The following is a 24,922-nucleotide window of genomic DNA, read 5'->3' on the forward strand; positions in this document are numbered from 1 at the left end:
GATCAAGACATGCCCTTGAACCGCAGGAAGTTCCTGGAGAAGTCCGCCGTGACCGGTGCGGGTGTCGCGCTGGCGGGTGCCGTGGGTGCTCCGGCGGCTGAGGCCGCGGAGGCGAAGGTGGGACACGAGAAGCGGTACTCCCTGACGGTGATGGGCACGACCGATCTGCACGGTCATGTCTTCAACTGGGACTACTTCAAGGACGCGGAGTACAAGGACTCCGCGGGCAACGCCCAGGGTCTGTCCCGGATCTCGACGCTGGTGAACCAGGTGCGTGCGGAGAAGGGCCGCTGCAACACGCTGCTGCTCGACGCGGGCGACACGATCCAGGGAACGCCGCTGACGTACTACTACGCGAAGGTCGACCCGATCACGGCCAAGGGTGGTCCCGTCCATCCGATGGCCGCGGCCATGAACGCCATCGGGTACGACGCCGTGGCGCTGGGCAATCACGAGTTCAACTACGGTATCGAGACGCTGCGGAAGTTCGAGGAGCAGTGCGACTTCCCGCTGCTGGGTGCGAACGCGCTGGACGCGAAGACGCAGAAGCCCGCTTTCCCGCCGTACTTCATCAAGAAGTTCCATGTGAAGGGCGCGCCGCCGGTGCGGGTCGCGGTGCTGGGTCTGACCAACCCGGGTATCGCGATCTGGGACAAGGCCTATGTGCAGGGCAGGTTGACGTTCCCGGGTCTTGAGGAGCAGGCGGCGAAGTGGGTGCCGAAGCTGCGGTCGATGGGTGCGGACGTCGTCGTGGTGTCGGCGCACTCGGGCTCTTCGGGTACTTCTTCCTACGGTGACCAGTTGCCGTACGTCGAGAACTCGGCGGCGTTGGTGGCGCAGCAGGTGCCGGGGATCGACGCGATTCTGGTCGGGCACGCGCATGTGGAGATTCCGGAGCTGAAGGTCACCAACGCGAAGACCGGGAAGACGGTCGTGTTGTCGGAGCCGTTGGCGTTCGCGGAGCGGTTGTCGCTGTTCGACATCGAGCTGGTTTTCGCGAAGGGCCGTTGGGCGGTCGAGTCGGTGTCGTCCAAGGTGCTCAACTCGAACTCGGTCGCGGACGACCCGAAGATCACCAAGCTGTTGAAGGCCGACCATGACGTGGTCGTGAAGTACGTCAACCAGGTGGTCGGTACGGCGACGCAGACGCTGACGACGGTGGATGCGCGGTACAAGGATGCTCCGATCATCGACCTGATCACGAAGGTCCAGGAGGATGTGGTCAGGGCGGCGCTGGCGGGCACGGAGTACGCCGCGCTGCCGGTGATCGCGCAGGCGTCGCCGTTCTCGCGGACCTCGGAGATCCCGGCGGGGAATGTGACGATCCGGGATCTGTCCAGCCTGTACGTGTACGACAACACGCTGGTGGCGAAGCTGCTGACGGGTGCGCAGCTGCGGGCGTACCTGGAGTACTCGGCGGAGTACTTCGTGCGGACGGCGGCGGGCGCGGTGGTCGACGTGGAGAAGCTGACGAACGCGAACAACCGTCCGGACTACAACTACGACTATGTGTCGGGGCTGTCGTACGACATCGACATCGCGCAGGCGGCCGGTTCGCGGATCAAGAACCTGACGTACAACGGTGCCGCGCTGGACGACGCCCAGAAGTTCGTGTTGGCGGTGAACAACTACCGGGCGAACGGTGGCGGCGCGTTCCCGCACGTGGCCTCCGCGACCGAGCTGTGGTCGGAGTCGACGGAGATCCGGACGCGGATCGCGGAGTGGGTGACCGCGAAGGGCGTGCTGGACCCGAAGGACTTCGCGTCGGTGGACTGGAGGCTCACGCGCGACGGAACGCCTGTGTTCTAGAGGTCCAGCAGGGTGACGTCCACGGCGTCGGCGATCGCTTTGGCGCCGGCGTCGTTGACGTGCAGGCCGTCGCCGGCGTTGAACTCGGCGCGGATCCGGTCGGGCTGGTCCGGGTCCGCGACGGCGGCGGCCACGTCGACGATCCCGTCGAAGGGGTGGTCGCCGCCGAGCAGCCAGGCGTTGACCTCGGCGCGTACGGCCTGGCCGCGCTCGGTGTCGTAGCCGTCGTGGACGGTGCCCTTGTAGGGGCCGATGGTGGAGCCGATGGCGGTGAGTCCGGCGGTGTGGAGGCGGTCGGCGAGGGTGGTGAGGCCGGCTTTGAACTCGGCCGCGGTGGGGCCTTCCGCGGGTTCCGGGTGGGCGAAGTGGCCGGGCAGGCCGAGGTCGTTGAGCCCGATGTGGATGATGACGTGACTGACGCCGGGGACGGCGAGGACGTCGTGGTCGATGCGGGCGAGGAGGTGTTCGCCGATCTCGTCGGTGAGGAGCCGGTTGCCGGAGATGCCCGCGTTGACGATCCAGCCGCGTTTCAGGCGGCGGCTGAGCTGTCCGGGGAAGCTGTTGTCGGTGCCGGGGGTGGTGGCGGCGCCTTCGATCCAGGAGTCGCCGAAGGCGACGGCGATGCGGGTGCCGGCCGGGGCGAGGACGTCCGCGCCGGCGAGGAGGTGGCCGGTGGCGAACTCCTCGGGGTCTTCCAGTACGGCGGCGGACAGTTGGTTGCCGGGGACGGCGTGTCCGGTGTCGTAGGGCATGGCGGTGAAGGTGGTCGGTCCGGTGTCGCCGGGCAGGTAGAGGCTGAGGGTGAGTTCCTCGCCCGCGCTCACGGGGAGTTCGACGGGGTCGCTGGTCGTCTCCTGGCCGGCGGGGATGGTGATGGTGGGGGCGCCGGAGAAGCGGAGCGGGGTGTCGCTGCCGGGGTCGATGCCGCTGCCTTTGGTGCGCAGGGCGAGGTGGGCGCCGCCGATGTCCAGGGGTGTGGTGCCGTAGCGGTTCGTCAGGTGGATGCGGACGGCCTCGCCGCCGCCGGCCAGGCGCAGGGACTGGCGGACGGTCTGGTCGGTGAAGCCGCGGGACTCGAAGAGGGCGAGGTTTTCGTGGGGGCTGATGGCGGCGGCGCGGTGGGCGGCGGTCCAGGTGGTCGTCATGTGGGAGCCAACCGGGCCGGCGCACGGGTTCTTCCGCCGCCACCGGTTTTTTACCGTCCCTCGAACAGGGGGGTGAGGGTGGGGGTCTGTCGGGCGGGTGGGATCTGGGGCCGGTGTTCGAGGCCGAAGGTGGTGAAGGCCGTGCGGGCGGGGAGGGGGTAGGCGTCCTTGCCGGTGACGGTGTTGAGGATGGTGGCGCTGCGCCAGGCGGCGAGTCCGAGGTCGGGGGTGCCGACGCCGTGGGTGTGGCGTTCGGCGTTCTGGACGTAGACGTGGCAGTCGGCGCCGGTGACGGACGGGTCGAGGGCGAGGCGGAAGTGTTCGTCGACGCGGGGGCGTTCGCGGCTGTCGCGGCGCAGGTAGGGGTCGAGTCCGGCGAGGATGCGGTCGAGGGGGCGTTCGCGGTGGCCGGTGGCGAGGACGACGGCGTCGGTGGTGAGGCGGGAGCGGGTGCCCTGCTGGATGTGCTCCAGGTGGAGTTCGATCTTCGTGGTGGCGATTCTGCCCGCGGTGCGGACCTGGACGCCGGGGGTGAGGACGGCGTCGGGCCAGCCGCCGTGCAGGGTGCGGTGGTAGAGCTCGTCGTGGATGGCGGCGATGGTGTCGGCGTCGATGCCGCGGTGGAGCTGCCACTGGGTGGTGCCGAGGCGGTCGCGGACGCTTTCCGGGAGGGCGTGGAAGTAGCGGGTGTAGTCGGGGGTGAAGTGTTCGAGGCCGAGCTTGGAGTACTCCATGGGGGCGAAGGCATCGGTGCGGCCGAGCCAGTGGAGTCCTTCGTGGCCGGTGGGGCGGTTGCGGAGCAGGTCGAGGAAGACCTCGGCGCCGGACTGTCCCGAGCCGACGACGGTGATGTGGTCGGCGGCGAGGAGGGTCTGGCGGTGGGCGAGGTAGTCGGTGGCGTGGATGACGGGCACGCCGGGGGTCTCGACGAGGGGTTTGAGGGGCTCGGGTACGTGGGGTTCGGTGCCGATGCCGAGGACGATGTTCTTCGTGTACGTGCGGCCCAGTGCTTCGGCTTCGCCGTCGCTGTCGAGCTGGGTGAAGTCGACTTCGAAGACGTCGCGTTCGGGGTTGAAGCGGACGGCGTCGACCTGGTGGTGGAAGTGGAGGCCGGGGAGGCTCTCGGCGACCCAGCGGCAGTAGGCGTCGTATTCGGCGCGCTGGATGTGGAAGCGCTCGGCGAAGTAGAAGGGGAAGAGGCGCTCGCGGGTCTTGAGGTAGTTGAGGAAGGTCCAGTGGCTGGCGGGGTCGGCGAGGGTCACCAGGTCGGCGAGGAAGGGGACTTGGATGGTGGCGCCTTCGATGAGCAGTCCGGGGTGCCAGCCGAAGGCGGGGCGTTGTTCGTAGAAGACGGCGTCGAGGGCGGTGAGGGGCTGGGCGAGGGCGGCGAGGGAGAGGTTGAAGGGTCCGATGCCGATGCCGACGAGGTCGCGGGGGGCGTCGGGCTCGTGGTGTGGGGGGTGGGGGTTCATCGGGGGGTGGTTCCTTCCACGAGTTCCAGGAGTCCGGCGAGGTCGGCCGGCCGGGTGGTGGGGTTGAGGAGGGTCGCCTTGAGCCAGAGCCGGTTCGCTGCGCGGGCCCGGCCGAAGACGGCGCGGCCGTCGGTGAGGAGCTTTCGGCGTACGGCGGCTATGGCGTCGTCGGTGGCGCTCGCCGGTCGGAACAGGACCGTGCTGATGGTGGGCTGTTCGTGGAGTTCGAACCCGGGGTGGGCGTCGACGAGTTCCGCGAACTCCCTTGCCTGATCGCAGACTTGGTCGATGAGAGCGCCGAGTCCCGTGCGTCCCAGGGTCTTCAGGGTGACGGCGATCTTGAGCACGTCGGGGCGGCGGGTGGTGCGCAGGGAGCGGCCGAGGAGGTCGGGGAGGCCGGCTTCGGTGTCGTCGTCGGCGTTGAGGTAGTCGGCGCGCTGGTTCAGGGCGGCGAGGTCGTTGTCGTCGCGGACGGCGAGGAGTCCTGCGGCTACGGGCTGCCAGCCGAGTTTGTGGAAGTCGAGGGTGATGGTGTCGGCGGCGCTCAGACCAGTGAGCTTGGCTCGGTGCCGGGAGCTGAAGAGGAGGCCGCCGCCATAGGCCGCGTCCACGTGCAGGCGGGCGCCGCGATGCGCGCACAGGGCGGCGATCTCGGGGAGGGGGTCGATGAGGCCGGCGTCGGTGGTGCCCGCGGTCGCGGCGATGATCGACGGTCCGTGCAGGGCCTTGTCGAGGGCTGCGGGGTCGAGGGTGCCGTTGGGGGTGGGGACGATGACCGGGGCCGGCAGGCCCAGGAGCCAGGCGGACCTTGGGAGGGAGTGGTGGGCGTTTCCGCCGCAGACGAGTCGGACCCCGGGGCCCAGGGTCTCTCGGGCCAGGAGGAGGGCGAGTTGGTTGGACTCGGTGCCGCCGGTGGTCACCAAGGCGTCGGGCCGGTGGGGGCTGGTCGCGCCCCGCGGCGGAGCCGCATATCGCCCCAGCCCCGCGCCCCTAAGTGGGTCTGGGTAGACCTCGTTTGCCAGTGCTCGTGTTAGCTGGGCCTCCAGCTCTGAGGCTGCCGGGGCCTGGTCCCATGAGTCCATCGAGGGATTCAGAACGCTGACAGCCAGGTCTGCCGCTGCGGCCACCGCGAGAGGCGGGCAGTGCAGGTGGGCCGCGCAGAGCGGGTCCGCCGGGTCCGCCGCGCCTTCCGCCAAGGCGCGCACCAGGTGCCGTAGAGCCTCCGGATCGCCCTCGTCCGGGAGTACGTCTCCCAGCGCGGCCCTTACGCGCGCTGCCACCTCGGAGGGGCCGCCCGCCGGGAGTGGGCCCCCGCGCGCCCGTGCCCCCTCCCCCAAGGCCTCCAGGACCGTGGCGAGCAGCGGGCGCAGCGAGGAAGGGCCTTCGGGGCCCGAGGCCAGGGGCGGCGTGTTCATCGTCGACCTCCGGGGGCGCTGGGGGCTTCCAGCTTGGACGCGGCCCGCGTGCGCGCGCCCGGAGAGTTCAACGATCCTGACCCGAAAGGGGGTACTCCCGTACGGGGAAAACCCGCTCTACTTCTGCCTCACCCGCAACGCCCGTCCCAGGTCGTCGAGTTGGTCGACCAGCTTGCGGCGCAGGGCGGGGATGAGGTCGGCGTCGCGCAGACAGGCCTGGCCGAGAGCCTGGTTGTCCTCGTCGATGGCGTAGTCGGGGAACGCCCACCGGCCGGCGGCGTCGGCGATCGCGGGGCCCCGGCGGGCGGCGAGGGCGACGGCGTCCTCGTAGTAGCGGGAAACGTACTGCCGTACGAGTTCGGTCTGTTCAGGCTGCCAGAAACCCTGGGCGGTGGCGGTGAACAGGTAGTTGGAGAGGTCGTCGTGGGTGAACATCGCCTCCCAGGCCTGTGCCTTGGCCTCCTCGGTGGGGAGGGCGGCGCGGCAGCGGGCGGCGCCTTCCTGGCCGGTGGCCGAGGGGTCGCGTTCCAGTTCGGCGGCGATCGCGGTCTCGTCGGTGGCGCCGAGGACGGCGAGGCGGGCGAGGACGCGCCAGCGCAGTTCGGGGTCGAGTTCGGGGCCGCCGGGGACGGTGCCGTCGGCGAGCCAGGCGGCGATGGTGTCGGGCTGGGAGGTGGCGTTGATGCAGTGGCGGACGGCGATCAGGCGCAGGCCGGGGTTGTCGCCGTCCTCGGTGCGGCGGATGAGGTCGCGGCAGAGGGAGGAGAGGGTGGCGAGGGCGGCGGGGCGCTGTTCGGGGGTGACGTAGCGGTCGGCGACGTAGGTGGAGGCGAAGGCGAGGACGCCCTGGACGAGGGCGAGGTCGGTCTCGTGCGGGAGGTGGGAGCGGGCCGCCTCCAGGTAGGCGGGGGGCGGGAGTTCGCCGTCGCGGACGGCGTCCCTGAGGGCGTTCCAGACGACCGCGCGGGTCAGCGGCGAGGGCAGGCCGGAGAGGCTCTCGGTGACCGCTGTGAAGGACTCGGCGTCGAAGCGGACCTTGGCGTAGGTGAGGTCGCCGTCGTTGAGCAGCAGGAGGGCGGGGCGCTTGCCGATGGGCAGCGGGCCCTGGGAGTCGGTCCGGGGGACGTCGAGGTCGAGGCGTTCACGCAGGACGAGGTGGCGGCCCTCGTCGGCGACGTCCTGGTCGTAGAGGCCGACGGCGATGCGGTGCGGGCGGCTGCCCTGGTGCTCGACCTTGAGGGTGTACGTGCCTTCCTCGGCGCGGGTGATGCTCGGCCTGAGGGTGTCGACGCCGGTGGTGCGCAGCCAGGCGTCGGCCCAGGCGTGGACGTCGCGTTCGGTGGCGGAGGCGAGGGAGTCGATGAAGTCGGCGAGGGTGGCGTTGGCGAATCTGTGGCGGGCGAAGTGGGTGTTGATGCCGGCGAGGAAGTCCTTCTCGCCGAGCCAGGTCACCAGTTGCCGTAGTGCGGAGGCGCCCTTGGCGTAGGAGATGCCGTCGAAGTTGAGGAGGGCCGAGGCGGTGTCGTCGACTGCCTCGGGGGCGACGGGGTGGGTGGAGGGGCGCTGGTCGGCGTCGTAGCCCCAGCCCTTGCGCACGACGCCGAAGTCGACCCAGGTGTCGGTGAAGCGGGTGGCTTCGGTGAGGGTCTGGTAGCCCATGTACTCGGCGAAGGACTCGTTCAGCCAGATGTCGTCCCACCAGCGCAGGGTGACGAGGTCGCCGAACCACATGTGGGCCATCTCGTGGGCGATGACCATGGCGCGGGTCTGGCGTTCGGTGTCGGTGACGGCGGAGCGGTAGACGAACTCGTCGCGGAAGGTGACCAGGCCGGGGTTCTCCATGGCGCCGGCGTTGAACTCGGGGACGAACGCCTGGTCGTAGGAGTCGAAGGGGTAGGGCTCCTCGAACTTCTCGTGGTAGCGGTCGTAGCACTGCCGGGTGATCTCGAAGAGTTCGTCGGCGTCCGGGTCGAGGTGGGGCGCGAGGGAACGGCGGCAGTGGATGCCGAAGGGCAGGCCGCGGTGTTCGGTGCGCACGGAGTGCCAGGGGCCGGCGGCGACGGCGACGAGGTAGGTGGAGATCAGGGGGGTGGGGGCGGCCTGCCAGAGGCCCTCGCCGAGGTCGGAGGTGATGCCGTTGGCGAGGACGGTCCAGTCCTCGGGGGCCTTCACGGACAGGTCGAAGACGGCCTTGAGGTCGGGTTGGTCGAAGGCGGCGAAGACGCGCTGGACGTCGTCCATGAACAGCTGGGTGTAGACGTAGGTCTCGCCGTCGGTGGGGTCGGTGAAGCGGTGCATGCCCTCGCCGGTGCGGGAGTACCGCATGACGGCGTCGATGCGCAGTTCGTGCTCGCCGGCGGTGAGGCCCTTGAGGGGCAGCCGGTTGTCCTCGAGGGTTTCCGGGTCGAGGGGGCGGCCGTCGAGGGTGGCTTCCCGCAGTTCGGCCGGCTTGAGCTCGACGAAGGTGTCCGCTTCGGCGCGCGCTGTGAACCGGACGACGGTCCGGGACTCGAAGGTCTCGTCGCCGGTGGTGAGGTCGAGCGCGATGGTGTAACGGTGAACGTCGAGGAGCTTGGCACGGGTCTGCGCTTCGTCGCGCGTCAGTACGGACATGCAGGACATGCTGCCTGATGGCAGGGGCAACTCACAGAGGCGGATCGGTACACGCCTTATGTCCGGTCCTGTTCGAGCTCCCCGGTGCGCGCCCCTTGTACGCGCTGCACCGGGACCCGGGCGTCGGGGTGGGGCAGGGGCCTGCGGGCGGCGTGCTCCTCGTCGTGCTCGCCGTGGTCCTTGACGAGAGCGCGTAACTCACGCACCTCGTGCTCGAGGGCGAGGTGGCGCTGGTGGGCGTCGAAGAGGTAGCGGACCTTGGTGCGCAGGGCCCATGGGTCGATGGGTTTCATCACGAGGTCGGCGACGCCGAGGCGGAAGGCGGTGGAGGTCAGTTCGTGGTCGGCGCCGAAGCCGGTGAGCAGGACGACGGGGATGTGCTGGGTCTGCTCCAGGCGCCGCATGTAGCGGACCACGTCGAGGCCGCTGACGCCGGGCATCCGCACGTCGAGGAGCAGGAGGCCGACCTGGCCCCGGAGCACCTGCTTGAGGGCCTCGTCCCCGCTGGTGGCGCGGCCGAGCCGGTAGCCCAGCGGGGCCAGGGCGCTCTCCAGGGCGTAGAGCGTGTCCTCGTGGTCGTCGACGATGAGGATCTTGGCATCCGAAGGCATGGCCCGACGTCCCTCCCTCGCGGACAGCCAGCCTACGCCCGCGCCCTGACGCGGAGTGCACGCGGGCTGACAAGGAGTGCACAGCGCAGCATGCCGCGTGTGGGCCGCCGTGTCACCTCCCCGGGGCGTCGGTCGAGGTCAATTGGCCAGTGGGGCGGAGCCGTTCACGGTGTCCTCGGCGATGCGCTCGTGGTGTCTGATCACCTCGGCGATGATGAAGTTCAGGAACTTCTCAGCGAAGGCCGGGTCGAGTTTGGCGTTCTCGGCGAGGGTGCGCAGCCGCTCGATCTGGCGGGCCTCGCGGTCCGGGTCGGCGGGCGGCAGCTGGTGGCGTGCCTTGAGGTGGCCGACCTGCTGGGTGGCCTTGAAGCGCTCGGCGAGCATGTGGACGACGGCCGCGTCGATGTTGTCGATGCTGTCCCGCAGCCGGGCGAGCTCCTCGCGGACGGCGGGGTCGACGTCACCGGATCCGGTGTTGCTGGTGGTCATGGGCGACAACCCTACGGCCGCGGGGTGACCGAACCGCAGGCGGACCGCCCGATCGGGGGCGTGCCGATCAGATCCTCGGTGGATCGTCCGGATCCGGTACCTGGTTGCTCCAGCCGCCGGGGACCGTCCGGCTTTCCTGGGCGCGGAAGCGGATCGGGGGCATGCCGACGCGGCGGGTGAACAGGCGGGAGAAGTAGGCGGGGTCGTCGTAGCCGACGCGGCGGGCGATCGAGGCGACGGGGAGTTCCGTGGCGGCGAGGAGTTCCTTGGCGCGGCCCAGGCGGATGCCGAGGAGGTAGTCCTTGGGGCTGCAGCCGGCGCCCCGGCGGACGGCGGTGCGCAGTTCGGCGAGGGTCATGCCGTGCCGGGTGGCGTGGTCGGCGACCGACATGGGTTTGAAGGCGTCGCGGGCGAGGGCCTTGAGGACGGGGTCGCCGTCGGGGGCGAGGTCGGCGCGGGCGCGGCGCAGGGCGACGAGGAGTTCGTGGACGGCGGCGCCGGTCTCCACCTCCAGGAGGGGGTTGTCGCGGCGGGCGGCCCGGGCGATACGGGCGATCACCGCTCGCGGTCCTGTGGCGTCGGACAGGGGCACGACAGGGCGGTCGGGTTCGATGTAGCCGAGTTCGGTGTACGTCGCCGTGGCGGGCCCGGTGAAGCCGACGAAGCCCTCGTCCCAGCCGGCCCCCGGGTCGGGCGCGTAGTGGTGCGGGATCCCGGGTGTCAGCCACAGCAGCGCGGGCGCGGTGACTGTTCTGCGCCGGCCGTCGGGAGTCTCGTACCACCCGGTGCCGGTGCTGATGACGACGGCGACGTGGCTGTCGAGGGTGCGGGGACCGACGGTGGGCAGCGGGCCGTACTGGAGTCCGACCCCGAGGCAGACCAGGCCCAGGCGGTGATGGACGGGGCTGGGCGTGAAGAACCGCATCCACGTGTGGTACATCGCGCTCCTTGCCTGCGCTTCGGTCCAAGCAGCGACGATCTTTGTCCATGGACCTGGCCGCCGCCAGTCGTGAGGGTGGAGCCTATGAGCGAGTTCACGGTGGGTGAAACCGATTTCCTGCTGGACGGACGGCCGGTGCGGCTGCTGTCCGGCGCGCTGCACTACTTCCGCGTGCACGAGGCCCAGTGGGGGCACCGGCTGGCGATGCTGCGGGCGATGGGCCTCAACTGCGTGGAGACGTACGTGCCGTGGAACCTGCACGAGCCGCACCCGGGTGAGGTCCGGGACGTGGAGGCGCTGGGCCGGTTCCTGGACGCGGCCCGGGAGGCGGGGCTGTGGGCGATCGTCCGCCCGGGCCCCTACATCTGCGCGGAGTGGGAGAACGGCGGTCTGCCGCACTGGCTGAAGGGTCACGCGCGCACGAGCGACGAGGTGTACCTGGGGCAGGTGGAGCGCTGGTTCCGGCGGCTGCTGCCCCAGGTCGTGGAGCGGCAGATCGACCGCGGCGGCCCGGTGATCATGGTCCAGGCGGAGAACGAGTACGGGAGCTACGGCTCGGACGCCGCGTACCTGCTGTGGCTGGTGGAACTGCTGCGCGCGCAGGGGGTCACGGTGCCGCTGTTCACCTCGGACGGCCCCGAGGACCACATGCTCACCAGCGGCTCGATTCCCGGTGTCCTCGCCACGGTCAACTTCGGCTCCGACGCGCGGACGGCCTTCGAGGCACTGCGCCGGTTCCGCCCGGACGGGCCGCTGATGTGCATGGAGTTCTGGTGCGGCTGGTTCGAGCACTGGGGCGGCGAGCAGGTCGTGCGGGACGCCGGGGACGCGGCCGGGGCGCTGCGGGAGATCCTGGAGTGCGGCGCCTCGGTGAACCTCTACATGGCGCACGGGGGCACGAACTTCGCCGGCTGGGCGGGCGCCAACCGGGGCGGGGGCGCGCTGCACGACGGTCCGCTGGAGCCGGACGTGACGTCGTACGACTACGACGCGCCGATCGACGAGTACGGCAGGCCGACGGAGAAGTTCTGGCGCTTCCGTGAGGTGCTGGCGCAGTACGGTCCGGTGGCCGACCTGCCGCCCGCGCCCAGCGTGCTGGAGGCGGACGCCGGCGTGAACCTGTCCGGGTGGGCGTCCCTGTCCGCCGTACTGGAGGAGCGCGGCGGACCGCTCCACGAGGGCCCGGTCCCGGCGACCTTCGAGGAGCTGGACGTGGACCGGGGGCTCGTGCGGTACGAGGTGACCGTGCCGGGGCCGCGGCAGCCGTATCCGCTGACCGCGCGGGGGCTCAGGGATCTCGCGGTGGTGTACGTCGACGGGGAGCGGGCCGGGGTGCTCACCGAGGAGGACGTCCAGCTCAAGGAGCCGGTCGCGGGGCACGCGCGCGTGGAGCTGTGGGTGGAGTCGCTGGGGCGGGTCAACTACGGGCCCCGGAGCGGGGAGGCCAAGGGGATCACCGGGGGGCTGCTGCACGAGCGGCAGTTCCTGCACGGTGTGCGGGCGCGGGGGCTGCGGCTTGACGCGCTGGACTCGGTGACGGGGATCGGCTTCGGGAAGGTTTCCGGGGACGGCTCGCCGGGGTTGTACCGGGGTGAGGTGTCCGTGCGGGGCGCCGGGGACGCGGTGCTGGAGCTGCCGGGCTGGACCCGGGGGTTCGTGTGGGTCAACGGTTTCAACCTCGGCCGGTACTGGTCGGCGGGCCCGCAGCGGACGCTGTACGTGCCCGGTCCCGTGCTGCGGGAGGGCGGCAACGACGTGTGGGTGCTGGAGCTGGAGGAGGCACCGGCGAACGGGACCGTGCTCCGGTTCCGTGCGCCCGGTCCGGCCCACGAGAATCCGCTCACGACCTCGTAGAGTGGAGTCGGGTTCTGGGCGTCTTGGGGGTACGGGCGTGACGAACGACGGACCGGTCCAGCACGGCTACCCGCACCTGGAGACGGTGCGGGCGTCGATCAACGCGCTCTACAAGCGGCTCTCCTACGACACCGTCCAGGCGTTCGCGACGAGTGTGGCGCCGGTGGACGTGGCGTTCTGCGACACCGACGATCTCTATCTCGGCACGCAGCGGGTGGCCCGGGAGCTGGTGCGGCACTACCGGCTGCCGGACGCCCGGTTCGTGGTCAGCTTCCGGGAGATGACCCACGCGGCGAACGTCGAACTCACCGCGGGCCCCGAGTACTTCGTCGAGCTGAACGACCGTTTCCGCACGCATCGGCGGGACATCGGCGCGGCACTGGCCCACGAGATCATGCACGTGTATCTGCACCGGCTGGACCTCTCGTTCCCGGGGGTGCGCGAGAACGAGATCCTCACGGACACGGCGGCGACGTATCTGGGGGCGGGCTGGCTCCTGCTGGACGCGTACCGGGAGGACGCGGCGTCGTCGCAGAAGCTGGGGTATCTCACGCCGGAGGAGTTCGGGTACGTGCTGGCCAAGCGGTCGCTGGTGTTCGGGGAGGATCCCTCGGTGTGGTTCACCAGTGCGCAGGCGTACACCGCGTACGTGAAGGGGATGGCGCAGGCCCGCCAGGATTCCGAGCAACCGCCGCTCACCGCGGCGGGCTGGGCGGGCCGGCGCCGCTACGCACGGGACCGTCGCCACGCGCCCGGCCCGCAGCCTGGGGTCCCCTACACCTTCACCCCGGACGGCCCCGGGCGCCTGCGGGTGTCGTTTCCCTGCCCTACCTGTCATCAACGGATCCGGGTGCCGGTGCGGGGGCGGGTGCGGGCGCGGTGTGCGCTGTGCCGGACGGTTCTGGAGTGTGACACGTAGGGGCACGAAGGGGTGGCGGACCCGGTTACGCCCCGTACACCGGGCCCGGCGCCGCCGCCTCGCCGAGCAGCTTCAGGGTCGCTTCGCCCGCCTCCGCGGGGGCCCACCTCGCCCCCTTGTCGGCGGTCGGGCCGGGCCGCCAGCCCTCCATCACCGTGATGCGGCTGCCCTCCGCCTCGAAGACCCGGCCCGTCACTCCCGCGCTCGCCTCTGAGCCCAGCCAGACCACCAGCGGTGACACGTTCTCCGGGGCCATCATGTCGAAGCCGTCGGTCGGGGCTGCCATCGTGTCGGCGAACGTCTGCTCCGTCATCCTCGTCCGGGCCGCGGGGGCGATCGCGTTGACCTGGACGCCGTAGCGGGCGAGCTCGGCCGCCGCGACCAGGGTGAGGGCGACGATGCCGGCCTTCGCGGCGCTGTAGTTGCCCTGCCCGACCGAGCCCAGCAGGCCTGCTCCGCTGCTGGTGTTGACGATGCGGGCGGTCGGTGTGCGTCCCGCCTTCGCCTCCGTCCGCCAGTGTGCCGCCGCGTGCTTCAGCGGCAGGAAGTGGCCCTTCAGGTGGACCCGTGTCACCGCGTCCCAGTCGTCCTCGTCGAGGTTCACCAGCATCCGGTCGCGCAGGAAGCCGGCATTGTTGACGAGGGTGTCGAGGCGGCCGTACGTCTCCAGGGCGGCCCGGACGAGGGACGCGGCACCGTCGGACGTGGCGATGTCGCCGCCGTGGGCGACCGCCTCACCGCCCGCCGCGCGGATCTCGTCGGCCACGAGGGAGGCGGGGCTGTCCGGGCCCGGGGTGCCGTCGAGGCCGACGCCGAGGTCGTTGACGACGAGCCGTGCTCCCTCGGCGGCGAAGGCGAGGGCGTGGGCGCGGCCGAGACCGCGGCCCGCGCCGGTGACGACGACGACCCGGCGGTCGCAGATTCCGGTCATCTCACGTCTCCCTGTTGATGGTTCACGTCTCCCGGTTGACCGTTGCGGCGTCGAGGAACGCCGGCCGTTCCCCGCCGCCGTGCACCAGCAGCGAGGCCCCGCTGATGTACGCGGCGGCGTCCGAGGCGAGGAACACGGCCGCCGCCCCGACGTCCGACGGCTCGGCGAGGCGCCCGAGCGGGACCGTGCGGGAGACGGCGGCGATGCCCTCCTCGTCGCCGTAGTGCAGCTGCGACCGCTCGGTGCGGACCATGCCGACGACCAGGGTGTTGACGCGCACGTGTGGCGCCCACTCCACGGCCATCGAGCGGGCGAGGTTCTCCAGGCCCGCCTTGGCCGCCCCGTACGCGGCCGCGCCGGGTGAGGGCCGGCCGCCGCTGACGCTCCCGATCATGACGATCGAGCCGCGGGTCCGTTTCAGGTGTTCGTACGCGGCCAGCGACACCGTCAGCGGGGCGAGGAGGTTCAACTCCAGGATCCTGAGGTGTCGTTCGGGGCCGGCGTCGGCGAGCAGCCGGTAGGGCGCCCCTCCCGCGTTGTTGACGAGTACGTCCAGGCGCGGCAGTTCGGCGAGGAACTGCCGTACGGCGTCCGCGTCCCGGACGTCCACCTTCGCGAACCGCGTCTTCGGCAGCGGGACTTCGGGCGGTCTGCGGGCGCAGACGACGACCTCGGCGCCCGCCTCCGCGAAGGAGCGGGCGATCCCGGCGCCGACTCCGCGCGTCCCGCCGGTGACGACCACGACCCTCCCGTTCAGCTCCATTCACCGCTACCCTTCACCTAACAAACGTTTGGTGGAAAGGTAGCTGATGCGGCCATGGGTGTCTCCACCTCGTCCCCGGAAAAGGGGATCGTGCTGGTCGGGGTCGACTTCCCGCCGGTGAACGCCCTGCCGGTGGACGGCTGGTTCGCCCTGGCCGACGCGGTGCGCGCGGCGGGCCGTGATCCGGCGGTCAGGTGTGTGGTCCTGGCGGCCGAGGGGCGCGGCTTCAACGCGGGCGTGGACATCAAGGAGATCCAGACGCGCGGCTCGGCCGCCCTCGTCGGTGCCAACCGCGGGTGTCTGGAGGCCTTTTCGGCGGTGTACGACTGCGAGGTGCCCGTAGTGGCGGCCGTGCAGGGGTTCTGCCTGGGCGGGGGCATCGGCCTGGTGGGCAACGCGGATGTGATCGTGGCGAGCGAGGACGCCACCTTCGGCCTGCCCGAACTGGACCGCGGTGCGCTCGGCGCGGCCACCCATCTGTTCCGGCTGGTCCCGCAGCACCTCATGCGCGCCCTGTACTTCACCTCCCGCACGGTCACCGCCGCCGAACTGCACCGGCACGGCGCGGTGTGGAAGGTCGTACCGAGGGACGAACTCGCCGCCACCGCCCTGGAGTCGGCCCGCGAGATCGCCGCCAAGGACGGCGAACTGCTGCGCCTTGCCAAGGCGGCCATCAACGGCATCGACCCGGTCGACGTCCGTCGCAGCTACCGCTTCGAGCAGGGCTTCACCTACGAGGCGAGCGTCAGCGGGGTCGCCGACCGGGTCCGTGACAGGTTCGGCAGGGAGGCCGAGTGAGCGACAAGACCATGACGGCCGACGAGGTCGTCTCCCGCCTGCACAGCGGCATGACGCTCGGCATCGGCGGCTGGGGCTCCCGCCGCAAGCCGATGGCCCTGCTCAGGGCGTTGCTCCGATCGCCGGTCACCGACCTCACGATCGTCTCGTACGGCGGCCCGGACGTCGGCATGCTCGCCGCCGCCGGACGTGTCCGCAAGCTCGTCACCGCCTTCGTCACCCTCGACTCGATCCCCCTGGAACCGCACTACCGCGCGGCCCGCGAGGCCGGTGCCTTCGAGCTCATGGAGATCGACGAGGCGATGTTCATGTGGGGCCTGCACGCGGCCGCGAACCGCCTGCCGTTCCTGCCGGTGCGGGCCGGCATCGGCTCGGACGTCATGCGGGTCAACCCGGGTCTGCGGACGGTGACCTCGCCGTACGACGACCAGGAGACGTTCGTGGCCATGCCCGCGCTCGGCATGGATGCCGCCCTGGTGCACGTGAACCGCGCCGACCGGCTGGGCAACGGCCAGTACCTCGGCCCCGACCCGTACTTCGACGACCTGTTCTGCGAGGCGGCCGACGCCGCTTATGTCTCCTGCGAACGGATCGTGGACACCGCGGAGTTGACGAAGGAGGCGCCGCCGCAGTCGCTGCTGCTCAAACGGCACTCGGTCACCGGCGTGGTCGAGGCTCCGGGCGGCGCGCACTTCACCTCCTGCGTTCCCGACTACGGCCGGGACGAGGCCGTACAGCGGGAGTACGCGACCACACCCTGGCCCGAGTTCGCCGCACGGTATCTGGGGGGAGGACTTCATGACCGCGACCCGGAGTGAGTACTGCGTGATCGCCTGCGCCGAGGCATGGCGGGACGCGGGCGAGATCCTGGCCAGCCCCATGGGCCTGATCCCCTCGGTCGGTGCCCGGCTCGCCCGCCTCACCTTCTCCCCCGACCTGCTGCTGACCGACGGCGAGGCCCTGCTGGTCCGCCCGGACGGCACGCCCGAGGGCTGGCTGCCCTACCGCCGGCACCTGACCCTGGTCACCGGTGGCCGGCGGCACGTGATGATGGGCGCGAGCCAGATCGACCGGTACGGCAACCAGAACATCTCGTGCATCGGCGACTGGGCGCGGCCGAAGCGGCAGCTGCTCGGGGTGCGGGGAGCACCGGTCAACACGCTCAACAATCCGACCAGTTACTGGGTGCCGAGGCACTCCCGGCGGGTCTTCGTGGAGAAGGTCGACATGGTGTGCGGGGTGGGGTACGACCATGCGGACGGCGCCCGCCATCACCGTATCCCCCGGGTCGTCTCCGACCTGGGTGTCTTCGACTTCGCGACGCCGGACCACTCGATGCGGCTGGCGTCGGTGCATCCGGGGGTCACCGTGGCACAGGTGCGGGAGGCCACCGGGTTCGATCTGGTGGTGCCGGACGAGGTGCCGTACACACGCGAACCGACCGAGCGGGAACTGCGGTTGATCCGTGAGGTGATCGATCCGCAGAATGCCCGGTCCAGGGAGGTCGACGCCTGATGGAGACCGCGTTCACCCGGCTGGTGGGTGTCCGCCGTCCGATCGTGCAGACCGGGATGGGGTGGGTGGCGGGCCCGCGCCTGGTGTCCGCCACGGCGAACGCGGGCGCGCTCGGCATCCTGGCCTCCGCGACCATGACCGTCGACCGGCTCCGGGATGCCGTACGGGAGGTGAAGTCCCGTACGGACGCGCCCTTCGGGGTCAATCTGCGGGCCGACGCGGCGGACGCGGGTGACCGGGTGCGGGTGATCGTCGAGGAAGGGGTGCGGGTGGCGTCCTTCGCCCTCGCGCCCTCCGCCGAGCTGATCGGCGCGCTCAAGGAGGCGGGTGTGGTCGTCGTCCCGTCCGTCGGGGCCCGGCGGCATGCCGAGAAGGTCGCGGCCTGGGGCGCGGACGCGGTGATCGTGCAGGGCGGCGAGGGCGGCGGGCACACCGGGGAGGTGGCGACGACGGTCCTGCTGCCGCAGGTGGTGGACGCGGTGGACATTCCCGTCGTGGCGGCGGGGGGCTTCTTCGACGGGCGGGGTCTGGTCGCGGCACTGGCGTACGGGGCGGCGGGCGTCGCCATGGGGACCCGTTTCCTGCTCACCTCGGACTCGACGGTGCCGGACACGGTGAAGGCGCGCTATCTGGCGGCGACGGTCAAGGACGTGACGGTGACCCGGGCGGTCGACGGCCTCCCCCACCGCATGCTCCGCACGGACCTGGTGGACTCCCTGGAGACCACGAGCCGTGCACGCACCCTGCTGCGCGCCGCCCGGCACGCCGCCGCCTTCCGCAGACTCTCCGGCCTGACCTGGCGGCAGCTGCTCCACGACGGCCTCGCGACGCGCCACGGCAAGGACCTCACCTGGAGCCAGGTCCTGCTCGCCGCCAACACCCCCATGCTGCTCAGGTCGGCGATGGTGGACGGCCGTACGGATCTCGGAGTCATGGCGTCCGGGCAGGTCGCCGGGGTGATCGACGACCTGCCGTCGTGCGCGGAGCTGGTGGAACGGATCATGAAGGAGGCGGAGGGGATTCTGGATGGCCTCAGAGACGTTCGATGATCGTCACGTTGGCCTGTCCCCCGCCCTCGCACACGGGCACCATCCCCGACGGCCCCCTCGCACCGCTCGCCCCCAGGGGGCCTCACGGGCTTCGGAAGCCTGCGCCGGACTCCGTCCGCCGAAGCGGGTGGCCTGCCGCCGTCACAGCCTCTCGATGATCGTCACGTTCGCCTGTCCCCCGCCCTCGCACATCGTCTGGAGGCCGAATCGGCCGCCCGTGCGCTCCAGTTCGTGCAGCAGGGTCGTCATCAGCTTCACGCCCGTCGCTCCCAGCGGATGCCCGAGGGCGATCGCGCCGCCGTTGACGTTGACCTTCTGCGGGTCCGCGCCCGTCTCCTTCAGCCAGGCCAGGACCACCGGGGCGAAGGCCTCGTTGATCTCGACGAGGTCGATGTCGTCGATGGTGAGGCCGGTCTTCTTCAGGGCGTGGGCGGTGGCCGGTATGGGGGCGGTGAGCATACGGATGGGGTCCTCGCCGCGCACGGAGAGGTGGTGCACGCGTGCGCGTGGCGTGAGGCCGTGTTCGCGCACCGCCCGCTCCGAGGCCAGCAGCATGGCCGCCGCCCCGTCGGAGACCTGCGAGGAGCAGGCCGCGGTGATGGTGCCGCCCTCGATCACCGGCTTCAGACCGGCCATCTTCTCCAGCGAGGTGTCCCGGCGCGGGCCCTCGTCGACCGCGACCGAACCGTAGGCCACCGTCTCGCGCTCGAAGCGACCCTCGTCGATGGCCCGCAGGGCCCGCCGGTGGGACCGGAGCGCGAACTCCTCCTGGTCCTCCCGGCTGATCCCCCACTTCCCGGCGATCATCTCGGCGCCGACGAACTGGTTCACCGCCCGGTCCCCGTACCGCGCCTTCCATCCCTCGCTGCCCGCGAAGGGCCCCTGGGTCAGCCCGAGCGGCTCGGCGGCCTGCCGGGTCGCGAAGGCGATCGGGATCATCGACATGTTCTGCACCCCGCCGGCGACGACGAGGTCCTGGGTCCCGGAGAGCACGCCCTGCGCGGCGAAGTGCACGGCCTGCTGCGAGGACCCGCACTGCCGGTCCACGGTCACCCCGGGCACCTCCTCGGGCAGCCCGGCGGCGAGCCACGAGGTCCGTGCGATGTCCCCGGCCTGCGGCCCGACCGCGTCCAGGCAGCCGAACACGACATCCTCCACGGCGGCCGGATCGACCCCCGCCCGCTCCACCAGCTCGACCAGCACCCGCGCGCCCAGATCGGCCGGGTGGACCGCGCTCAGCCCTCCCCCGCGCCGCCCCACGGGCGTACGGACCGCTTCGACGATGTAGGCCTCGGCCATGGCAACTCCCCAGTGAGTTACGTACGTACGGCGATCCCGTCCAGCACCATCGACAGGTACTGCCGGGCGATCTCCTCCGGGCTGTGCTGTCCGCCGGGCCGGTACCAGGACGCGGCGACCCACACGGTGTCGCGCACGAACCGGTAGGTCAGCCGTACGTCGAGGTCGGCCCGGAACACCTCGGCCGCGACCCCGCGCTCCAGCGTGGACAGCCAGGCCTTCTCGAACCTGCGCTGTGACTCGGCGAGGAACGCGAACCGCTCCTGCGCCACCAGCTGCTTGCTCTCCTTCTGGTAGATCGCGACGGCCGCGCGGTGCCGGTCGATCTCCCGGAACGACTCGGTGACCAGGGCCTCCAGCGTCTCGCGCGGGCCGAGTTCGGCGCCCAGGACGGCGTCGTAGCCGCCCCAGAGCTCGTCGAGGAAGGTCCGCAGGATCTCCTCCAGCATCGATTCCTTGGAGTCGAAGTGGTAGTAGAGGCTGCCCGCGAGCATGCCCGCGTGGTCCGCGATCTTGCGTACGGTCGTGGCGTTGTAGCCCTGTTCGGCGAAGACCTCGGCGGCGGTGTCGAGGAGTTCACGGCGGCGCGCGGGCGCTGCGGCGCTCACCTGGGGCTTCTTCTTGGTCGGCTTGGTCGGCACGGAGTCATTGTCGTCCTATGCGTGCTGGCTGCTGACGGCGACGACCTCGCCCGTCATGTACGAGGAGTAGCCGGACGCAAGGAACACGATCACGTTGGCCACCTCCCAGGGCTCGGCGTACCGTCCGAAGGCCTCGCGCGCGGTCAGTTCCTCCAGCAGCTCGGCCGAGGTCACCTTCACCAGGTGCGGGTGCATGGCGAGGCTCGGTGCCACGGCGTTGACGCGTACGCCGTACTCGGCGGCCTCCAGCGCCGCGCAGCGGGTCAGCGCCATCACGCCGGCCTTCGCGGCGGCGTAGTGCGCCTGTCCGGCCTGGGCGCGCCAGCCGACGACGGAGGCGTTGTTGACGATCACGCCGCCGGTGTCCCGCATGTGCCGGAGTGCGGCCCGGGTGCACCGGAAGGTGCCGTTGAGGGTCACGTCGAGGACCTTGGACCACTGTTCGTCCGTCATCTCGACGAGGGCCGAGGTGCCACCGAGGCCCGCGTTGTTGACGACGATGTCGAGCCGGCCGTGCTCCCGTACGGCGGTGTCGAACAGCGTGCGCACCTGTGCCTCGTCGGTGACGTCGCACACCACGGACGTCACCGCCCCCTCGAACTCCCGGGCCAGCCCGGCCTCGTGGTCCTTCAGCCGCCGCGCGTGCGCGTCGCTGATCAGCACGCGGGCTCCCTCCTCCAGGAGGCGGCGGGCGGTGGCGCCTCCGATCCCCGCGCCGGCCGCGGCCGTGACGACGGCCGTACGCCCTCTCAGCAGCCCGTGTCCGGGCACGTAGGCCGGGCTCTCGACGCCTGTCATACGCTCACGCTAACCTACCAAACACTTGTTAGGGAAGGATGGCGACCGTGGACCTCACGCACTCTCCGGCCGGCGAGGACTTCCGCGCCGAGGCCCGCTCATGGCTGCACGCGCATGTGCCCGCCTCCCCGCTCCCCTCCCTGGAGACCGAGGAGGGCTTCGGGGCCCATCGCGCGTGGGAGGCGGAACTCGCCGCGGACCGCTGGTCGGTGGTCAACTGGCCGATACCGTACGGCGGCCGGGACGCGGGGATCGTCCGCTGGCTGGTCTTCGAGGAGGAGTACTACGCGGCCGGGGCGCCCGGACGCGTCAACCAGAACGGCATCAGCCTCCTCGCCCCGACCCTCTTCGACCACGGCACGCAGGAGCAGCGGGACCGTGTCCTGCCGTCCATGGCCACCGGGCGGACCGTGTGGGCGCAGGCCTGGTCGGAGCCGGAGGCGGGCTCGGACCTGGCCTCCCTGAGGGCGAAGGGGGTGCGCACGGAAGGCGGTTGGCTGCTCAGCGGCCAGAAGACCTGGTCCTCCCGGGCCGCCTTCGCGGACCGCGCCTTCGGACTGTTCCGCACCGACCCCGACACCCCGAAACCCCACCAGGGCCTGACCTACCTGATGTTCGACCTGCGCGCCCCCGGTGTCACCGTCCGCCCGATCCGCCGCCTCGACGGGAAACCGGCCTTCGCCGAGCTCTTCCTGGACGAGGTGTTCGTGCCGGACGAGGACGTCATCGGCGAGCCCGGCCGGGGCTGGCGGATCGCGATGTCGACGGCGGGCAACGAACGGGGCCTGATGCTGCGCTCACCGGGCCGCTTCCTGGCCGCCGCCGACCGCCTGCACGCCCTCTGGCAGTCCCAGGGCAGTCCCCGGGCCGCCGGCACCCGTGTCGCGGACGCCTTGATCGGCGCCCGTGCCTATCAGCTGTTCACCTACGCGGCCGCCTCCCGCTTCCTCAAGGGCGAGACGCTCGGCCCCGAGTCCAGCCTGAACAAGGTCTTCTGGTCCGAGTACGACATCGCCCTCACCGAGACGGCCCTCGATCTCCTGGGCGAGGAGGGCGAGTTGGCCGACACGGACTGGTCCGAGCGGTACGTCTTCTCCCTCGCCGGCCCCATCTACGCGGGCACGAACGAGATCCAGCGCGACATCGTCGCCGAGCGCCTGCTGGGCCTGCCGAAGGGCCGCCGGTGATGCGTTTCCTTCTCGACCCCGAGCAACGGGAGTTCGCGACCTCCCTGGACGCGATGCTGACGGCCGCGGACACCCCGTCGGTGGTACGGGACTGGAGCCGAGGGGACCACGCGAGCGGGCGCGCGTTGTGGCGTCGTATCGCGGAAGCCGGGGTGTTCGCACTGGCGGTACCGGAGGCCTATGAGGGACTGGGCCCACGTCCCCTGGAACTCGCTCTGGGCTTCGTGGAGTTGGGACGGCATGCGGTACCGGGGCCGTTGGTGGAGACGGTCACAGCGGCGACGCTGCTCGCCTCACCGGACGACACGGGACCGGCGAAGCGACTGCTCCCGGCGCTGGCCGCGGGCGAGACGATGGCCACGGTCGCCCGCGATCACGGGTTCGCCCTGGACGGTGACGCGGCCGGCATCCGTCTCTCCCTGACGGCCGAGGGACTGCGTCTGGCCCCCGGCCACGGCCCCGTGCGCTCCTCGCTCGACCCCGCCCGTCGTCTCACCCCATTGGACCCCGGCGGCGAACTCCTCGCGACCGACGCGCCCTTGGCCCCGGCCCTCCTCCTGGCCCGCCTCACCACGGCCGCACAGGCCCTGGGCGTCGGTCTCGCGCTGCTCGACAGGACCGTCGCCCACGTCAAACAGCGCACCCAGTTCGGCGTCCCCATCGGCTCCTTCCAGGCGGTCAGACACCAACTCGCCGACTCGAAGATCGCGTTGGAGTTCGCCCGACCCCTCGTCCTGGGCGCCGCCCTGACGATGACCGGGGAGGACGTCGCCGCCGCCAAGGTCACGGCGTGCGAGGCGGCGTACGCCACCGCCCGCACCGCGCTCCAGCTCCATGGCGCGATCGGGTACACGGCGGAGTACGACCTGTCCCTGTGGCTCACCAAGGCCCGCGCCCTGCGCACCGCCTGGGGCAGTCCCGAGGAGTGCCGCGACACGGTCCTCAGTGGTGGTCGCCGCTGGTGACCTCGCGGTACTCCTCCACCGTCGGCTTCCCGATCCGCGTGTCGGGCCCGAACATCGCCCGCGCGAGCCCGGCCCGCACCCGCTGGGAACGCCTGACCGGCCGCCGCACCCCGTTGGCGTCGACGAGCGGCCCGATCTCGTACGGCGGTTCCTGCTCGTGCTGTGTGAGGGTGTGCAACTGCGCCTGCGCGAGGCGCTCGTGGACCTCGACGTACTCGCCGTGCGGGAGCCGCCGGATGGTGCCGGTCTCCCGGCCGTGCAGCACCTTGTCCCGGTCCCGGCGCTGCAGCCCGAGACAGACCCGCTTGGTGGCGACGAACGCGAGCACCGGCACCACGAACACGGACACCCGCACGAACCAGGTGATCGCGTTGATCGACAGATGCAGATGCGTGGCCACGATGTCGTTGCCGCCGCCGATCAGCAGCACCACGTACAGGCTCAGCCAGGCGACGCCCAGCCCCGTGCGGACGGGCACGTTGCGCGGCCGGTCCAGGATGTGGTGCTCGCGTCTGTCGCCGGTGATCCACGCCTCGACGAAGGGATAGACCCCGAGCGCGAGCAGGATCAGCGGGAAGAGGGAGAAGGGGATGAAGACACCGGGCTCCAGGGTGTGGCCCCAGAAGTTGATCTCCCATCCCGGCATCACCCGGATCAGCCCCTCGGAGAAGCCCAGGTACCAGTCGGGCTGGGCTCCGGTGGTCACCAGGTGGGGGCTGTACGGTCCGAACGCCCACACGGGGTTGATCTGGGCGAGGCCGCCCATGAGCGCCAGCACGCCGAAGGTCAGGAAGAAGAAGCCGCCCGCCTTGGCCATGTAGACCGGCAGGAAGGGCATGCCGACCACGGACTTGTTGTCGCGGCCGGGCCCCGGGTACTGGGTGTGCTTGTGGTAGAAGACCAGGATCAGATGGGCGACCACCAGGCCGAGCATGATCCCGGGCAGTACGAGCACATGGATCGGGAAGAGCCTCGGGATGATGTCGTGCCCCGGGAACTCCCCGCCGAACAGGAAGAACGACAGATACGTCCCGACGATCGGGATCGACAGGATCGCCCCGTCGGCGAACCGGATGCCGGTGCCGGAGAGCAGGTCGTCGGGGAGGGAGTAGCCGGTCAGACCGGTGATGATGCCGAGGAACAGCAGGGTCCAGCCGAACACCCAGTTGAGCTCGCGCGGCTTGCGGAAGGCGCCGGTGAAGAACACCCGCATCATGTGCACGAGCATGCCGGTGACGAAGACCAGCGCCGCCCAGTGGTGGATCTGCCGGATCAGCAGTCCGCCGCGCACGTCGAAACTGATGTCGAGGGTGGACTCGTAGGCCCTGGTCATCACCACGCCGTTGAGGGGCCCGTAGGAGCCGTGGTAGACGACCTCGACGCCGCTGGGCTCGAAGAACAGAGTGAGATAGACGCCGGTGAGGATCAGGATGAGGAAGCTGTAGAGACAGACCTCGCCCAGCATGAACGACCAGTGGTCAGGAAAGACCTTGCGCATGTTGGCCTTGGCCAGGGCGTACAGGCCCAGTCGCCCGTCGGCCCAGTCGGCGAGCTTCTCGCCCTTTGCGGCCTCTCCGCCACGAGTGCCTTGGTTCACCGATCGCGCGCCGTCCATGAGTCGTCGCCTCCCCGTCGGATCATCTTCAGGGTGGCACGACGCGTGGGTGATGCCAACGGGGCGTGCGACCTCCGGATTCCGGCCCCTGCGC

At 71.0% G+C, this 24,922-nt stretch carries 22 protein-coding genes; 9 read left to right on the top strand and 13 right to left on the bottom strand.

What is annotated here, in order from left to right:
• Positions 1–9: 9 nt before the first annotated feature.
• Positions 10–1,809 carry a bifunctional UDP-sugar hydrolase/5'-nucleotidase gene (locus BFN33_RS29170; protein WP_069763126.1) on the top strand — a complete coding sequence of 600 codons (1,800 nt, stop codon included), beginning with the start codon at positions 10–12 and terminating at the stop codon, positions 1,807–1,809.
• Here the strand turns inward: BFN33_RS29170 and BFN33_RS29175 are convergent.
• From BFN33_RS29175 to BFN33_RS29205, 7 genes are all read right to left on the bottom strand, one after another.
• Positions 1,806–2,954, bottom strand: coding sequence for a GDSL-type esterase/lipase family protein (locus tag BFN33_RS29175; RefSeq protein WP_069763127.1), 1,149 nt, complete (start codon positions 2,952–2,954; stop codon positions 1,806–1,808). The two genes, BFN33_RS29170 and BFN33_RS29175, sit on opposite strands and share 4 nt — an antisense overlap.
• Positions 2,955–3,004: 50 nt before the next feature.
• Complete coding sequence (locus BFN33_RS29180) at positions 3,005–4,426, bottom strand: lysine N(6)-hydroxylase/L-ornithine N(5)-oxygenase family protein (protein ID WP_069763128.1); 1,422 nt, start codon at positions 4,424–4,426, stop codon at positions 3,005–3,007.
• Complete coding sequence (locus tag BFN33_RS29185; protein ID WP_069763129.1) at positions 4,423–5,841, bottom strand: aminotransferase class V-fold PLP-dependent enzyme; 1,419 nt, start codon at positions 5,839–5,841, stop codon at positions 4,423–4,425. The genes BFN33_RS29180 and BFN33_RS29185 overlap by 4 nt, the downstream gene beginning before the upstream one ends.
• Positions 5,842–5,958: 117 nt before the next feature.
• On the bottom strand, positions 5,959–8,454 hold the full coding sequence (pepN, locus tag BFN33_RS29190) for an aminopeptidase N (protein WP_079141056.1): 2,496 nt from the start codon (positions 8,452–8,454) through the stop codon (positions 5,959–5,961).
• Between the two features lie 56 nt (positions 8,455–8,510).
• The gene (locus BFN33_RS29195) at positions 8,511–9,065 is read right to left on the bottom strand and encodes a two-component system response regulator (RefSeq protein ID WP_069763131.1); all 555 of its coding nucleotides are present in this window, start codon (positions 9,063–9,065) and stop codon (positions 8,511–8,513) included.
• 138 nt (positions 9,066–9,203) lie between these two features.
• Positions 9,204–9,554: a chorismate mutase gene (locus tag BFN33_RS29200; RefSeq protein ID WP_069763132.1), complete on the bottom strand. Its 351-nt coding sequence runs from the start codon at positions 9,552–9,554 to the stop codon at positions 9,204–9,206.
• A gap of 67 nt (positions 9,555–9,621) precedes the next feature.
• Entirely contained in the window at positions 9,622–10,494 is an 873-nt protein-coding gene (locus BFN33_RS29205) for an AraC family transcriptional regulator (RefSeq protein ID WP_069763133.1), read from the bottom strand.
• Between the two features lie 84 nt (positions 10,495–10,578).
• Here BFN33_RS29205 and BFN33_RS29210 point away from each other — a divergent pair, with 84 nt between their 5' ends.
• On the top strand, positions 10,579–12,348 hold the full coding sequence (locus tag BFN33_RS29210) for a beta-galactosidase family protein (RefSeq protein WP_069763134.1): 1,770 nt from the start codon (positions 10,579–10,581) through the stop codon (positions 12,346–12,348).
• A 37-nt stretch (positions 12,349–12,385) separates the two neighbouring features.
• Entirely contained in the window at positions 12,386–13,267 is an 882-nt protein-coding gene (locus BFN33_RS29215) for a hypothetical protein (protein WP_069763135.1), read from the top strand.
• A gap of 25 nt (positions 13,268–13,292) precedes the next feature.
• Here the strand turns inward: BFN33_RS29215 and BFN33_RS29220 are convergent, their stop codons facing one another.
• A complete protein-coding gene (locus tag BFN33_RS29220) occupies positions 13,293–14,198 on the bottom strand; it encodes an SDR family oxidoreductase (protein WP_069763136.1) in 906 nt (301 codons plus the stop codon).
• A 22-nt stretch (positions 14,199–14,220) separates the two neighbouring features.
• Entirely contained in the window at positions 14,221–14,961 is a 741-nt protein-coding gene (locus tag BFN33_RS29225; protein ID WP_069763137.1) for an SDR family oxidoreductase, read from the bottom strand.
• A gap of 54 nt (positions 14,962–15,015) precedes the next feature.
• Between BFN33_RS29225 and BFN33_RS29230 the strand changes: the two genes are divergently transcribed.
• From BFN33_RS29230 to BFN33_RS29245, 4 genes are read left to right on the top strand one after another with little or no spacing between them, the layout of a single operon-like run.
• Positions 15,016–15,759 carry an enoyl-CoA hydratase family protein gene (locus BFN33_RS29230; RefSeq protein WP_069763138.1) on the top strand — a complete coding sequence of 248 codons (744 nt, stop codon included), beginning with the start codon at positions 15,016–15,018 and terminating at the stop codon, positions 15,757–15,759.
• Positions 15,756–16,577, top strand: a complete 822-nt coding sequence (locus BFN33_RS29235; RefSeq protein WP_069763139.1) for a CoA transferase subunit A — start codon at positions 15,756–15,758, stop codon at positions 16,575–16,577. The genes BFN33_RS29230 and BFN33_RS29235 overlap by 4 nt, the downstream gene beginning before the upstream one ends.
• Entirely contained in the window at positions 16,558–17,274 is a 717-nt protein-coding gene (locus tag BFN33_RS29240; protein ID WP_069763140.1) for a CoA-transferase subunit beta, read from the top strand. Before BFN33_RS29235 ends, BFN33_RS29240 begins: the two co-directional genes overlap by 20 nt.
• Positions 17,274–18,323 carry a nitronate monooxygenase family protein gene (locus BFN33_RS29245; protein WP_069763141.1) on the top strand — a complete coding sequence of 350 codons (1,050 nt, stop codon included), beginning with the start codon at positions 17,274–17,276 and terminating at the stop codon, positions 18,321–18,323. Before BFN33_RS29240 ends, BFN33_RS29245 begins: the two co-directional genes overlap by 1 nt.
• A gap of 141 nt (positions 18,324–18,464) precedes the next feature.
• On the opposite strand, the gene BFN33_RS29250 is transcribed toward BFN33_RS29245, so the two are convergent.
• Genes BFN33_RS29250 through BFN33_RS29260 form a run of 3 tightly spaced genes read right to left on the bottom strand, consistent with a single transcriptional unit; the run spans position 18,465 to position 21,061 of the window.
• Positions 18,465–19,622, bottom strand: a complete 1,158-nt coding sequence (locus BFN33_RS29250) for an acetyl-CoA C-acetyltransferase (RefSeq protein ID WP_069763142.1) — start codon at positions 19,620–19,622, stop codon at positions 18,465–18,467.
• Between the two features lie 17 nt (positions 19,623–19,639).
• Positions 19,640–20,263, bottom strand: a complete 624-nt coding sequence (locus BFN33_RS29255; protein WP_069763143.1) for a TetR/AcrR family transcriptional regulator — start codon at positions 20,261–20,263, stop codon at positions 19,640–19,642.
• A 15-nt stretch (positions 20,264–20,278) separates the two neighbouring features.
• A complete protein-coding gene (locus BFN33_RS29260; protein ID WP_069763144.1) occupies positions 20,279–21,061 on the bottom strand; it encodes an SDR family oxidoreductase in 783 nt (260 codons plus the stop codon).
• 47 nt (positions 21,062–21,108) lie between these two features.
• On the opposite strand from BFN33_RS29260, the gene BFN33_RS29265 reads away from it, so the two are divergent.
• Entirely contained in the window at positions 21,109–22,248 is a 1,140-nt protein-coding gene (locus BFN33_RS29265) for an acyl-CoA dehydrogenase family protein (protein WP_069763283.1), read from the top strand.
• Entirely contained in the window at positions 22,248–23,213 is a 966-nt protein-coding gene (locus BFN33_RS29270) for an acyl-CoA dehydrogenase family protein (protein WP_069763145.1), read from the top strand. The genes BFN33_RS29265 and BFN33_RS29270 overlap by 1 nt, the downstream gene beginning before the upstream one ends.
• Here BFN33_RS29270 and BFN33_RS29275 read toward each other — a convergent pair.
• Positions 23,191–24,828: a cytochrome bc complex cytochrome b subunit gene (locus tag BFN33_RS29275; protein ID WP_069763146.1), complete on the bottom strand. Its 1,638-nt coding sequence runs from the start codon at positions 24,826–24,828 to the stop codon at positions 23,191–23,193. The genes BFN33_RS29270 and BFN33_RS29275 overlap by 23 nt on opposite strands.
• Positions 24,829–24,922 lie beyond the last annotated feature (94 nt).

This window comes from Streptomyces sp. LUP47B (assembly GCF_001746295.1).
GTDB lineage: Bacteria > Actinomycetota > Actinomycetes > Streptomycetales > Streptomycetaceae > Streptomyces.